Raw genomic sequence first — 12,459 nt, 5'->3', positions numbered from 1 at the left:
GAGGCGCTCGCGTTACTTCTTGGCGGCGAACAGCGCGTCGAGCTTCTGCTCGAAGGTGTGGTAGTCGATGCGATCATAAAGCTCCATGCGGGTTTGCATGGTGTCGATCACGTTCTGCTGGGTGCCGTCGCGACGGATCGCGGTGTAGACGTTCTCGGCCGCCTTGTTCATGGCGCGGAAGGCCGAGAGCGGGTACAGGACGATGGAAACATCCGCAGATTTCAGTTGATCGACGGTATAGAGAGGTGTCGCACCGAATTCGGTGATGTTGGCCAGGATCGGCGCTTTCACGCGAGAGGCGAACAGCTTGTACATCTCAAGCTCAGTGATGGCTTCCGGGAACACCATGTCGGCGCCGGCCTCAATGCAGGCGGCCGCACGTTCCAGGGCGGATTCCAAACCTTCCACGGCCAGTGCGTCGGTGCGGGCCATGATCACGAAGCTGTCATCGGTACGCGCATCCACCGCAGCCTTGATGCGGTCGACCATTTCCTGCTGGGACACGATTTCTTTGTTCGGGCGATGGCCGCAACGCTTGGCGCCCACCTGGTCTTCGATATGGATCGCCGCCGCGCCGAACTTGATCATCGACTTGACGGTGCGCGCCACGTTGAACGCGGAGGAGCCGAAACCGGTGTCCACGTCCACCAGCAGCGGCAGGTCGCACACGTCGGTGATGCGGCGCACGTCCGTCAGCACGTCATCCAGGCCGGTGATGCCCAGGTCCGGCACACCGAGGGAGCCGGCAGCCACCCCGCCACCCGACAGGTAGATCGCCTTGAAGCCGGCGCGCTTGGCCAGCAGCGCATGGTTGGCGTTGATCGCGCCGACTACCTGCAACGGGTGCTCGCTGGCAACCGCGTCACGGAAACGCTGGCCTGGAGTGGTGTTGTTATTGGAACTCATGACTCACCTCGTGATTGGGGAGCGCCGTCCGGGAAGTGACGGGCAATGTTGCGTTTGGAGGCGCCGATATGCCGGCGCATCAACAACTCGGCCAGTTCACCGTCGCGATCGGCAATCGCGTCAAGAATGCGGTGATGCTCGGCAAAGGCCTGGCGTGGACGATTGGGGGTGGCGGAGAACTGGATGCGGTACATGCGCACCAACTGATACAGCTCGCCGCACAACATTTGGGTCAGGGTGCGGTTACCGGCGCCTTGAATTATCCGGTAATGAAAATCGAAGTCGCCTTCCTGCTGGTAGTAGCCGACACCGGCCTGGAAGGCCGCATCGCGCTCGTGGGTGTGCAACACCTGACGCAGCTCTTCGATCTCGGCGTCGGTCATGCGCTCGGCGGCCAGGCGGCAGGCCATGCCTTCCAGGGATTCGCGGATTTCGTAGAGTTCGATCAGTTCTTCATGGCTCAACGAGACCACTCGCGCGCCCACATGGGGGATGCGCACCAGCAGGCGCTGGCCTTCCAGGCGGTGGATCGCCTCGCGCAGCGGGCCACGGCTGATGCCATAGGTGCGCGCCAGTTCCGGCTCGGAGATCTTGCTGCCGGGGGCGATTTCGCCCTTGACGATGGCGGCCTGGATACGCCGGAATACGTTCTCGGACATGGTCTGGGAATCGTCTTGGGCCATCACTGGGGTTTCCAGTTGATCCAGCATATTGTCGACACCTTTAAAAACAATGCCGCAAAAACTAGCCAATCAGCCCCGGATAGTCAAAGAATAAATACACATTGTCGACAATCGTCTAATAACCCGCCTTGCACTCTATCGGGGCATGGCCGGCTGCCAGCGCTGGCGCCAGAAAACCTTCATGTTAGAATGCCGGCCACTTTTGCCTCACATCCCTGGATGAAAAGGCGCACGAGGGAGCTTGCGCAGCAATGCCAGTCGCCTTGAATTGAACATCGCACTGCACCGCGTCAGGATTTATGAGACTCAAGCCCTTCCCCCTTTTGCTTCTACTGTTTATCCCGGGCCTTGGCGTTGCTGCCGAGAAGACCGTTTATGGACTCAATGAATACGCCAAGTTGGCCGGCATTGACCTGGAAGTGGCCGCCAAGCTCGACACCGGCGCCAAGACCGCGTCCTTGAGCGCCCGCGACATCAAGCGCTTCAAGCGCAACGGCGAGTCCTGGGTGCGCTTCTACCTGGCCATCGACACCGCACACTCCCACCCCATCGAGCGCCCCCTGGCCCGCGTGAGCAAGATCAAGCGCCGCGCCGGTGACTACGACCCCGATGAAGACAAGAACTACACCGCCCGTCCAGTCATCGCCCTGGACATCTGCATGGGCACCGCTTTACGCAGTATCGAAGTGAACTTGACTGACCGCAGCGCCTTCCAATACCCGCTGCTGATCGGCTCCGAAGCGCTGAAACGCTTTGATGCGCTGGTCGACCCCAGTCTTAAATACGCGGCGGGCAAACCTGCCTGCGCCTCCGACGCTCATACCGCTGAGTAATTTGAATGCGCTCTCTTAATCTGCACCTGAAAATCCTGATCGCCGTTTTGGTGGTCTTGGGCATTTCGGTCACCGCCTATCAGATTTTCGTGCTGGGGATTCCCGTCACCGAGGACGCCACCGACGACCTGTGGAACATCGACGCCAAGGTCGAGTTCGTCGCCAGCGCCAAGGACCCGGTGAAAATCCAGATGTTCGTGCCGCCCCTGAGCCGCGACTTCGTCAGCCTGAATGAAAGCTTTATCTCGAATAACTACGGCGTCAGCGTCAATCGCCTCGACGGCAACCGCAAGGTCACCTGGTCGGCACGCCGGGCCAAGGGCAACCAGACCCTCTACTACCGCCTGGTGCTGACCAAGCGTTACAGCGGTGAAAAGGTCAAGGTCAAGGGCCCGACCTTCCGCGACAGCATCGCCGTCGAAGGCCCGGAAAAAATCGCCGCCGAAGCCCTGCTGGCGCCGATCCGCCAGCACTCGGCCGACGTCGAGACGTTTATCAGCGAAGCCATCAAGCGCACCAACAACCTCAACGACGACAACGTGAAGCTGCTGCTGGCGGGCGACCCGTCGACGCCGCACAAGGCCAAGATCGTCGAGTTGCTGCTGTCCATCGCCCATGTGCCGGTGGAAAAGGTCCACACCATCCGCCTGGTGGCCGACCAGCCGCAAACCCCGGAACTCTGGCTGCGCAGTTTCAATGGCAACGACTGGCTGTACTTCAACCCCGACACCGGCGAGCAAGGCCTGCCGGCCGACCGCCTGCTGTGGTGGACCGGTGATGAAAACCTGATCACCGTCGACGGCGGCAAGAAGGCCATGGTGACCTTCAGCCTCAACAACAGCGAAATGAACGCGATTCGCCTGGCCAAGCTGACGGACGAAAACACCGACGCCAACTTCCTCGAGTACTCGCTGTACGGCCTGCCGCTGCAAACCCAGCAGACCTTCATGATCATGGTGATGATCCCGATTGGCGTGCTGGTGATCCTGATCCTGCGCAACCTGATCGGCCTGCAGACCCTCGGCACGTTTACCCCGGTGCTGATTGCCCTGGCGTTCCGCGAGACACAGCTGGGCTTCGGGATTGTGCTGTTCACCATTATTACGGCGCTGGGGCTGTCGCTTCGGTCTTACCTGGAACACTTGAAGCTGCAGATGCTGCCGAGGCTCTCGGTGGTGCTGACCTTCGTGGTGGTGCTGATCGCCGCCATCAGTCTGTTCAGCCACAAGCTCGGCCTGGAACGCGGGCTGTCGGTGGCATTGTTCCCGATGGTGATCCTGACCATGACCATCGAACGCCTGTCGATCACCTGGGAAGAACGCGGTGGCGGCCATGCGATGAAAGTCGCGATCGGCACGCTGTTCGCCGCTTCCCTGGCGCACATCATCATGAGCGTGCCGGAACTGATCTACTTCGTGTTTACCTTCCCGGCGATCCTGTTGATCCTGGTGGGCTTCATGCTGGCCATGGGTCGTTATCGCGGCTACCGCCTGACCGAACTGGTGCGTTTCAAGGCCTTCCTCAAGGCTGACTCGTAATGTTCGGCTTTTGGAAGACCTGGAAGGCCCTGGAAGCGCGGGGGATCATGGGCATCAACCGGCGAAATGCCGACTACGTGCTCAAGTACAACAAGCGCAGCCTGTATCCGATCGTCGATGACAAGATCATCACCAAGGAACGGGCCATGGCCGCCGGCATCCACGTGCCGGAAATGTACGGGGTCATTTCCACCGAGAAGGAAATCGACAAGCTCGACGAGATCATCGGCGGGCGCAGCGACTTCGTGATCAAGCCGGCCCAGGGCGCCGGTGGTGACGGTATCCTGGTGATCGCCGACCGTTTTGAAGGGCGCTATCGAACGGTCTCCGGCAAGATCATCAGCCATGAAGAAATCGAGCATCAGATTTCCAGCATCCTCACCGGCCTGTATTCCCTCGGCGGCCACCGTGACCGCGCGCTGATCGAATACCGGGTGGTGCCTGACCAGATCTTCAAGAGCATCAGCTACGAAGGCGTACCGGACATCCGCATCATTGTGCTGATGGGCTACCCGGTGATGGCCATGCTGCGCTTGCCCACCCGCCAGTCCGGCGGCAAGGCCAACCTGCACCAGGGCGCGATTGGCGTGGGTGTCGACCTCGCCACCGGCCTGACCCTGCGCGGCACCTGGCTGAACAACATCATCACCAAGCACCCCGACACCACCAATGCGGTGGACGGCGTGCAACTGCCCAACTGGGACGGTTTCATGAAGCTCGCCGCCGGCTGCTACGAGCTGTGCGGCCTGGGCTATATCGGCGTGGACATGGTGCTGGACCAGGAAAAGGGTCCGTTGATCCTGGAACTTAACGCTCGCCCGGGGCTGAACATCCAGATTGCCAACGACTGCGGCCTGACCTTGCGCACCCATGCCGTGGAGGCTCGACTGGAAGAGCTGAAGGCGGCGGGCGTAACGGAAACACCGGAGGAACGGGTTAAGTTTGTGCAGGAAATGTTTGGGCATATTCCGGCGGTCGAGGGATAAACCCAGTGACCTGCTCCGTACACCCGCTGCCCTACCGGGCCAACCCTGCCGAATACTTTGCAGCAATACGCCATGCGCCCGGCGCGGTGCTGCTGGACAGTGGCCGACCGGCGGCCGAGCGCGGCCGTTATGACCTGCTGAGCGCCTGGCCCGAGACGACCCTGGCGGTACTGCCCGGCGAAAACGGCAGCGATTTCCTGCAACGCCTGCGGGAAAACCTGACGTTGCTGGGTGAAGCCACGATCCCCGCGCCCTACGAACTGCCGTTTGCCGGCGGCCTCATCGGCTACCTGAGCTACGACTTCGGTCGCCATCTTGAGCACCTGCCGCACCTGGCGGTGGACGACCTGCACCTGCCGGATGCACGCTTTGGCCTGTACGCCTGGGCCTTGATCAGCGATCACCAGGCGCAGACCAGCCAACTGGTGTTCCACCCCAAACTGGCGGAAAGCGAACGGCAACGCCTGATTACCTTGTTCGGTCAGCCGACCATCAGCGCATCGGCCACCTTCAAGCTGCAAGGCCCAATGGCCCCGGACGTGACCGCCGACACCTACCAGCACGCCCTCGCCCGTATCCAGGACTACATCCAGGCCGGTGACTGCTACCAGGTCAACTTTGCCCAACGTTTCCGTGCTCCGTGCAGTGGCGATCCGTGGGTGGCCTACTGCGCCTTGCGCGAAGCCTGCCCGACGCCGTTTTCCGGTTTCCAGAGCCTGCCGGACGACGGCGCAGTGTTGAGCTTGTCGCCGGAACGCTTCGTCAAAATTAGCCAGCGCCAGGTGGAAACCCGCCCGATCAAGGGCACCCGGCCAAGGGGGCCGACGCCCGAGGAAGATGCAGCCAACGCCGCTGAATTGCTGGCCAGCCCCAAGGATCGTGCCGAAAACCTGATGATCGTCGACCTGCTGCGCAACGACCTGGGCCGCACCTGCCGCACCGGCTCGGTGAGGGTCCCGGAGTTGTTCAGCCTGGAAAGCTATCCAAATGTGCATCATCTGGTGAGCAGCGTGACCGGCGAATTGGCCGACGATAAAGACCCCCTCGACCTGATCGCCGGCAGCTTCCCCGGCGGCTCCATCACCGGCGCACCGAAGATTCGCGCGATGCAGATCATCGACGAGCTGGAGCCGACCCGGCGCGGGTTGTATTGCGGTTCGCTGGTGTATCTGGACGTGCGCGGCGAGATGGACAGCTCCATCGCCATTCGCAGCCTGTTGGTCAAGGATGGTCAGGTGTGCTGCTGGGGCGGCGGCGGGATTGTCGCGGACTCGGAGTGGCAGGCGGAGTATCAGGAGTCGATGACCAAGGTGCGGGTGTTGTTACAAACCTTGGAAAGCCTGTAGCACCCAGCCCCTTCCTGGCTCGCTGACGTAGAGCCACGCAGCAGAAAAGACCTGAATCAGTACCGAAGTAGACGGGGTCGAAGCCGGAGGATAGCGTCCGGTTTCAACCGTCCACCAGCCGTCTGTGAAGGATCACATGAAACGACTGCCTACTTGTCAGGAAAGATTTCCGAGATTGCATCTGCCCTCAACCGCACCTATTATCTCCCAAATTGGGAGATCGCAGCGATGCGGATAATCGCTCTGTCTTCCCTACGAATATTCTGGGAAAACCACCCTGGTTGCATGGATGCCAAAACGCCGCTGGTCGAGCTGTAGCGCCATATGGAAAAAGCTGTTTACCCAACCCCTCAGGCCCTCAAGGCAGAGCTAAGGACAGCGAGCATTCTCAAAGGGGGCAGGGTTGTGTTCAACATAGGCGGCAACAAGTATCGAGTGATCATGGCGATCAATTATCAGCGACAGCTTGCGTTCATACGCTTCGTGGGGACCCACGCGCAGTACGATCAGATCAATGCGGAGACCGTGTGATGAACATCAAACCCATTCATTCCCAGGAAGACCTGACCGCTGCGCTCGCGCGCGTCGAACAGCTATGGGAAGCGGAAATCGGCTCGCCCGAGGGTGACGAGCTGGAAATTCTCGCGATACTTATCGAAAAGTACGAAGCGGAGCATTTCCCAATGCCGCCTTCGGATCCCGTCGAAGCGATTAAATTTCGAATGGAGCAACTAGGCCTGACCGCCCGTGACCTGGAGCCTTTCATAGGTCCGAGCGGGCGGGTTTCCGAAGTGTTGAATCATAAGCGCAAGCTGAGCTTGTCGATGATCAAACGCCTGCATGAAGGCTTGCGCATTCCTTATGAGAGTTTGCTGGCAGGGGTCTAGGCTGTGCAGTGGCCATACCGGCCCTATCGCGGGCAAGCCCGGCTCCCACATGGGAGCGCGGTCAACATGTGGGAGCTGGCTTCCATCAGCCACACCCAATAACTTACAGGCTCAACTGCCGATTCGACGCCTTGATGAACTCTTTCTTCAAGTCCTCAAACGTATGCACCGCCGGGAACTGCGGGAACTCGCGAATCACGTTCTCCGGCGCGTGGAACAGAATCCCACGGTCGGCCTCACCCAGCATGGTGGTGTCGTTGTAGGAATCACCAGCGGCAATCACGCGGTAGTACAGGGTCTTGAAGGCCAGCACCGACTGACGCTTGGGATCTTTCTGACGCAGCTGGTAGCTCACCACCCGGTCACTCTCGTCGGTGATCAACCGGTGGCACAGCAAGGTCGGGAAACCCAGTTGGCGCATCAGCGGCTGGGAGAACTCATAGAAGGTGTCAGACAGGATCACCACCTGGAAGCGCTCGCGCAGCCAATTGACGAACTCGATGGCGCCGTCCAGCGGCTTGAGGGTGGCGATCACTTCCTGGATGTCCGAGAGCTTCAGCCCATGCTCATCAAGAATGCGCAGGCGCTGTTTCATCAGCACGTCGTAGTCGGGGATGTCCCGGGTGGTGGCCCGCAAGGATTCAATACCGGTTTTTTCGGCGAAGGCGATCCAGATTTCCGGAACCAGCACCCCTTCCAGGTCGAGACAGGCAATTTCCACAAGACACTCCCATTTAAAGTTATTGAGTTGAGCGAGCAAAAGGACTGCCGAACTCTAGCGATTCACGCTGGCCGCCGCAACGCAGGCGGGATTTTGTTACCATCGCCCCCCTATAGAGCGCTCAGCGCCACTGACCTGTAGGAACCGTCCTGATGAACCAAGCCTTCGACGTCGCTGAACTCGCCGCGACTTACGCCAACAAATCCGCCCAGGACATTCTCAAGCTGGCCTTCAGCCAGTTTGGCGACGACCTGTGGATCTCTTTCAGCGGTGCCGAGGACGTGGTGCTGGTAGACATGGCCTGGAAGCTGAACAAGAACGTCAAGGTGTTCAGCCTCGACACCGGTCGCCTGCACCCGGAGACCTACCGGTTTATCGAGCAGGTGCGTGAGTTCTACAAGATCGACATCGAACTGATCTCGCCGGACCAGAGCAAGCTGGAACCCTTCGTCAAGGAAAAGGGCCTGTTCAGTTTCTACAAGGACGGCCATGGCGAGTGCTGTGGCGTGCGCAAGATCGAACCGCTGCGCCGCAAGCTGTCCGGTGTAAGCGCCTGGGCCACCGGCCAGCGCCGCGACCAGAGCCCCGGCACCCGCAGCCAGGTGGCCGCGCTGGAAATCGATACGGCTTTTTCCACCCCGGAACGCACCCTGTACAAGTTCAACCCGCTGGCGCAGATGACCAGTGAGGAAGTATGGGGTTACATCCGCATGCTGGAGTTGCCGTACAACAGCCTGCACGAGCGCGGTTTTATCAGCATCGGCTGTGAGCCGTGCACCCGTCCGGTACTGCCGAACCAGCACGAACGCGAAGGCCGTTGGTGGTGGGAAGAAGCAACCCAAAAAGAATGCGGGTTGCACGCCGGGAACATCATCAGCAAGGCGTAACGCCTGAGCCAGAATCCTGTACACAGAAATGTCACCATCGGTGCCATTTTTGTGTGCACTTATAAAATCCTGCACCGAAAAGTTACATCCTCCCTCGTCACACCTCTTCTAAAATCCCCGCCCCTCTCTGCACCACAAAATAAATAGCTGTTCAAACGGTCAATTTATATCGCTTCAAATTCAGCCGGTTATTTCCAATCACGCTAAAAACCAAATCGCCGTGTATTTCACCCGGCGAAAATCTGGCACGCATGTGGCTTAAGGCAAAACACACTTTGTATACAATTAATAAAAAAGATACATACACTTTGACATCAGCCGCTCTCCTGCTGATGTCCAGGAGCCTGCCGGAATGCGTACAAGTCTCTCCAATAACATCGCACTGGATCTGCCCTCCTCCACCCTGAACCCCGAGGCCACGAGCCCCGGCCCGTTGGTCCTCAGCCCGCGCCTGCACAACAAGGACCTGGCGCCTACCAAGGCCGAAGGCCGGCGCTGGGGCCGCTACAGCATCTTTGCCTTGTGGACCAACGATGTGCACAACATCGCCAACTACTCCTTCGCCATCGGCCTGTATGCGCTGGGCCTGGGTGGCTGGCAGATTCTGCTGTCCCTGGGGATCGGCGCGGCGCTGGTGTACTTCTTCATGAACCTGTCGGGCTATATGGGGCAGAAGACCGGCGTACCGTTTCCAGTGATCAGCCGCATCAGTTTTGGCATCCATGGTGCGCAGATTCCGGCACTGATTCGTGCGGTGATCGCGATTGCCTGGTTCGGGATACAGACCTACCTGGCCTCGGTGGTTTTCCGCGTGCTGTTGACGGCGGTTCATCCGGGCTTTGCCGACTACGACCACAACTCGATCCTCGGCCTGTCCACCCTGGGCTGGGCGTGTTTTGTGGCGATCTGGTTTGTGCAGCTCGCCATCCTCGCCTATGGGATGGAGATGGTGCGCCGCTATGAAGCCTTCGCCGGGCCGGTGATTCTGCTGACAGTAGCGTCCCTGGCCGGCTGGATGTATTTCCAGGCCGGCGGCCAGATCGCCTGGTCGATCCGCGAGCCGCTGACCGGTGGTGAGATGTGGCGCAATATCTTTGCCGGCGGCGCGCTGTGGCTGGCGATCTACGGCACACTGATCCTGAATTTCTGCGACTTCGCCCGCTCCTCGCCGTGCCGCAAGACCATCAAGGTCGGTAATTTCTGGGGCCTGCCGGTGAATATCCTGGTGTTCGCGGCCATCACCGTGCTGCTGTGCGGCGGGCAGTTCCACCTCAATGGCCGGGTGATTGAGAGCCCTACGGAAATCATTGCGGCGATACCCAACACATTCTTCCTGGTGCTGGGCTGCCTGGCGTTCCTGATTGTGACCGTGGCGGTGAACATCATGGCCAACTTCGTCGCGCCGGCCTTTGTGCTGAGCAACCTGGCGCCCAAGTACCTGAACTTCCGCCGCGCCGGGCTGATCAGCGCCACCGTGGCGGTGTTGATCCTGCCGTGGAACCTCTACAACAGCCCGCTGGTGATCGTGTATTTCCTCTCGGGGCTGGGCGCACTGCTGGGGCCGTTGTACGGGGTGATCATGGTCGACTACTGGTTGATCCGCAAAAGCCAGGTGGACGTGCCGCAGCTGTATAGCGAAGACCCGAATGGCGCTTATTACTACAGCCGCGGGATCAATTTGCGCGCCGTGGCGGCCTTCATTCCTGCCGCGGTGATCGCCATTCTCCTGGCCCTGCTGCCCGGTTTCGCCCTCGTCTCGCCCTTCTCCTGGCTGATTGGCGCCGGTATTGCAGGGCTGCTGTACCTGCTGTTCGCCAAGCGCCAGCCGTACTACGCCGATGTGAGCGGCGAAAGCATTGCAGTCGATAACGTCAGTCATTAAGTAAGGACATTCCATGCGCATCCTTGTGGTCAACGTCAACACCACCGAGTCCATCACCGAGGCCATCGCCAAACAGGCACGGGCGGTGGCGTCCCCCGGCACCGAGATCGTCGGCCTGACTCCGTTTTTCGGTGCCGAATCGGTGGAAGGCAATTTCGAAAGCTACCTGGCGGCCATCGCGGTGATGGACCGGGTGATGGCTTACGACCAGCCGTTCGATGCGGTAATCCAGGCCGGCTACGGCGAACATGGCCGCGAAGGCTTGCAGGAGTTGCTCAACGTGCCGGTGGTGGACATCACCGAAGCGGCCGCCAGCACCGCGATGTTCCTCGGACATGCCTACTCCGTGGTGACGACTCTGGACCGCACCGTGCCGCTGATCGAGGACCGGCTGAAACTGGCCGGCTTATATCAGCGGTGCGCGTCGGTACGGGCCAGCGGCATGGCGGTATTGGAACTGGAGGAAGACCCGCTGCGGGCCATGGAGGCCATCGTGCGCCAGGCTGAATTGGCGATCAGCGAAGACAAGGCCGAAGTGATCTGCCTGGGCTGCGGCGGCATGGCCGGGCTGGATGAGCAGATTCGCTACCGCACGGGTGTGCCGGTGGTGGACGGTGTGACCTCGGCTGTCACGATTGCCGAAGGCTTGGTGCGGTTGGGGCTGTCGACCTCGAAGATACGCACGTATGCGACGCCGAGGCCGAAGAAAGTGATCGGCTGGCCCGGAAAGTTCGGACATTGAAGATCCAAAATGTGGGAGCGGGCTTGCTCGCGAAAGCGGTGGATCAGTCGATGCATGTGGTGACTGTCACACCGCCTTCGCGAGCAAGCCCGCTCCCACACTTTGATCCCCACAAGGATCAAATGGCGCTGAACCGCCGCCCCAACTCGCGTTCGACAAACTGCTCCAGGATGAAATCCACAAACGCCCGGGTCTTGCCGGGCAGCAGCTTGTGTTCGGCGTAGTACAGCGAGATGTTGCCGTCGTCGACGTACCAGTCGGGCAGCACTCGCACCAGTTGGCCGCTGTCCAGATACGGCACCGCCATCGGCATGCTGACCAGCGCAATCCCCAGGCCCTGGGCGCTGGCGCAGCAGGCAGCGCCCGAGTCGCTCATGGTCATGCGCGGCTTGAGCACCAGCGGGCGTTGTTCGCGCGTGCGGTGGGTGAGTTGCCACGAACGCACGCGCCCGGTTTGCGGTGAGCGGATCAGGATGCCGTTGCACACAGACAAGTCCTCGGGCGCGACCACCGGCTTGCGTTTGGCGAGGTATTCCGGTGAGGCCAGCAGGATCCGGTGCGCCGGCGCCAGCTTGCGCGCGACCACGCCCTGGGGCAGCTCAAAACCACCGCCGATCGCGGCATCGAAGCCCTGGCCGATCAGGTCCACCTGGCGGTTATCAAAATGCCAGTCGGGGTTGATATCAGGAAAGCGCTTTAGAAACTCCCCCAGCAACGGCACCACATAACGGTTGCCGAACACCGTGCCCATGCTCACTTTCAGCGTGCCCACTGGCCGCCCTTCGGCACTGGCCAGGTTAGCCACGGCGTTTTGAATGGTGGTGAGGCTGCCGCTGACTTCTTCGAGGAAGAGCTTGCCGGCCTCAGTCAGCGTCAGGCGCCGGGTGCTGCGCTGGAACAGCCTTACACCCAGGCGCGCCTCCAGCTTGGCCACACTTTTGCCCACGGCCGCCGGGGTCAGGCTCAGGTGCCGGGCAGCTTCGGCAAAACTGCCGCCTTCGGCGCTGCGCACGAAGCATTCGATACTGCCAAAGCTTTCCATATCGCC

The 12,459-nt window shown here is 60.5% G+C and carries 12 protein-coding genes and 1 pseudogene; 9 read left to right on the top strand and 4 right to left on the bottom strand.

The window, feature by feature from the left end; genetic code table 11:
* Nucleotides 1-12 precede the first annotated feature (12 nt).
* Both prpB and AC3WKX_RS21990 read right to left on the bottom strand, forming a co-directional pair.
* The gene (prpB, locus tag AC3WKX_RS21995; RefSeq protein ID WP_003214976.1) at nt 13-906 is read right to left on the bottom strand and encodes a methylisocitrate lyase; all 894 of its coding nucleotides are present in this window, start codon (nt 904-906) and stop codon (nt 13-15) included.
* Nucleotides 903-1,616, bottom strand: coding sequence for a GntR family transcriptional regulator (locus tag AC3WKX_RS21990; RefSeq protein ID WP_008432676.1), 714 nt, complete (start codon nt 1,614-1,616; stop codon nt 903-905). Before AC3WKX_RS21990 ends, prpB begins: the two co-directional genes overlap by 4 nt.
* A 272-nt stretch (nt 1,617-1,888) precedes the next feature.
* On the opposite strand from AC3WKX_RS21990, the gene rloA reads away from it, so the two are divergent.
* The 6 genes and pseudogenes from rloA (at nt 1,889) to AC3WKX_RS21960 (ending at nt 7,179) form a co-directional block, all read left to right on the top strand.
* Nucleotides 1,889-2,422, top strand: a complete 534-nt coding sequence (gene rloA, locus AC3WKX_RS21985) for a retropepsin-like aspartic peptidase RloA (protein WP_023659091.1) — start codon at nt 1,889-1,891, stop codon at nt 2,420-2,422.
* Between the two features lie 5 nt (nt 2,423-2,427).
* A complete protein-coding gene (gene rloB, locus AC3WKX_RS21980) occupies nt 2,428-3,960 on the top strand; it encodes an osmotic stress tolerance membrane protein RloB (RefSeq protein WP_003214971.1) in 1,533 nt (510 codons plus the stop codon).
* A complete protein-coding gene (locus AC3WKX_RS21975) occupies nt 3,960-4,946 on the top strand; it encodes an alpha-L-glutamate ligase-like protein (protein WP_003214969.1) in 987 nt (328 codons plus the stop codon). The genes rloB and AC3WKX_RS21975 overlap by 1 nt, the downstream gene beginning before the upstream one ends.
* A gap of 5 nt (nt 4,947-4,951) precedes the next feature.
* A complete protein-coding gene (pabB, locus tag AC3WKX_RS21970) occupies nt 4,952-6,292 on the top strand; it encodes an aminodeoxychorismate synthase component I (RefSeq protein WP_102605102.1) in 1,341 nt (446 codons plus the stop codon).
* A gap of 228 nt (nt 6,293-6,520) precedes the next feature.
* Nucleotides 6,521-6,823, top strand: a pseudogene (locus AC3WKX_RS21965) (type II toxin-antitoxin system HigB family toxin).
* Entirely contained in the window at nt 6,823-7,179 is a 357-nt protein-coding gene (locus AC3WKX_RS21960) for a helix-turn-helix domain-containing protein (RefSeq protein ID WP_087695204.1), read from the top strand. Before AC3WKX_RS21965 ends, AC3WKX_RS21960 begins: the two are co-directional and overlap by 1 nt.
* Nucleotides 7,180-7,282: 103 nt before the next feature.
* On the opposite strand, the gene thrH is transcribed toward AC3WKX_RS21960, so the two are convergent.
* Complete coding sequence (gene thrH, locus AC3WKX_RS21955) at nt 7,283-7,900, bottom strand: bifunctional phosphoserine phosphatase/homoserine phosphotransferase ThrH (protein ID WP_102368354.1); 618 nt, start codon at nt 7,898-7,900, stop codon at nt 7,283-7,285.
* A 152-nt stretch (nt 7,901-8,052) separates the two neighbouring features.
* Here thrH and AC3WKX_RS21950 point away from each other — a divergent pair, with 152 nt between their 5' ends.
* The 3 genes from AC3WKX_RS21950 to AC3WKX_RS21940 all read left to right on the top strand — a co-directional run bounded on the left by AC3WKX_RS21950 (nt 8,053) and on the right by AC3WKX_RS21940 (nt 11,411).
* Entirely contained in the window at nt 8,053-8,787 is a 735-nt protein-coding gene (locus tag AC3WKX_RS21950) for a phosphoadenylyl-sulfate reductase (RefSeq protein WP_003214958.1), read from the top strand.
* Nucleotides 8,788-9,139: 352 nt separating this feature from the next.
* The gene (locus AC3WKX_RS21945; RefSeq protein WP_008432689.1) at nt 9,140-10,669 is read left to right on the top strand and encodes an NCS1 family nucleobase:cation symporter-1; all 1,530 of its coding nucleotides are present in this window, start codon (nt 9,140-9,142) and stop codon (nt 10,667-10,669) included.
* A gap of 13 nt (nt 10,670-10,682) precedes the next feature.
* Nucleotides 10,683-11,411, top strand: coding sequence for an aspartate/glutamate racemase family protein (locus AC3WKX_RS21940; protein ID WP_003214954.1), 729 nt, complete (start codon nt 10,683-10,685; stop codon nt 11,409-11,411).
* Between the two features lie 118 nt (nt 11,412-11,529).
* Here the strand turns inward: AC3WKX_RS21940 and AC3WKX_RS21935 are convergent, their stop codons facing one another.
* Complete coding sequence (locus AC3WKX_RS21935; RefSeq protein WP_102605104.1) at nt 11,530-12,453, bottom strand: LysR family transcriptional regulator; 924 nt, start codon at nt 12,451-12,453, stop codon at nt 11,530-11,532.
* Between the last annotated feature and the right edge of the window lie 6 nt (nt 12,454-12,459).

This window comes from Pseudomonas sp. GP01-A4 (genome assembly GCF_058780865.1).
Note: the sequence above shows the minus strand (reverse complement) of the source record. Positions and strands in the feature narration are given on the sequence as shown.

Bases quoted from the DNA above. Each gene is read 5' to 3' on its own strand.
- prpB (WP_003214976.1), bottom strand. From the start codon at position 906: ATGAGTTCCAATAACAACACCACTCCAGGCCAGCGTTTCCGTGACGCG.
- AC3WKX_RS21990 (WP_008432676.1), bottom strand. From the start codon at position 1,616: ATGCTGGATCAACTGGAAACCCCAGTGATGGCCCAAGACGATTCCCAG.
- rloA (WP_023659091.1), top strand. From the start codon at position 1,889: ATGAGACTCAAGCCCTTCCCCCTTTTGCTTCTACTGTTTATCCCGGGC.
- rloB (WP_003214971.1), top strand. From the start codon at position 2,428: ATGCGCTCTCTTAATCTGCACCTGAAAATCCTGATCGCCGTTTTGGTG.
- AC3WKX_RS21975 (WP_003214969.1), top strand. From the start codon at position 3,960: ATGTTCGGCTTTTGGAAGACCTGGAAGGCCCTGGAAGCGCGGGGGATC.
- AC3WKX_RS21960 (WP_087695204.1), top strand. From the start codon at position 6,823: ATGAACATCAAACCCATTCATTCCCAGGAAGACCTGACCGCTGCGCTC.
- AC3WKX_RS21950 (WP_003214958.1), top strand. From the start codon at position 8,053: ATGAACCAAGCCTTCGACGTCGCTGAACTCGCCGCGACTTACGCCAAC.
- AC3WKX_RS21945 (WP_008432689.1), top strand. From the start codon at position 9,140: ATGCGTACAAGTCTCTCCAATAACATCGCACTGGATCTGCCCTCCTCC.
- AC3WKX_RS21940 (WP_003214954.1), top strand. From the start codon at position 10,683: ATGCGCATCCTTGTGGTCAACGTCAACACCACCGAGTCCATCACCGAG.
- AC3WKX_RS21935 (WP_102605104.1), bottom strand. From the start codon at position 12,453: ATGGAAAGCTTTGGCAGTATCGAATGCTTCGTGCGCAGCGCCGAAGGC.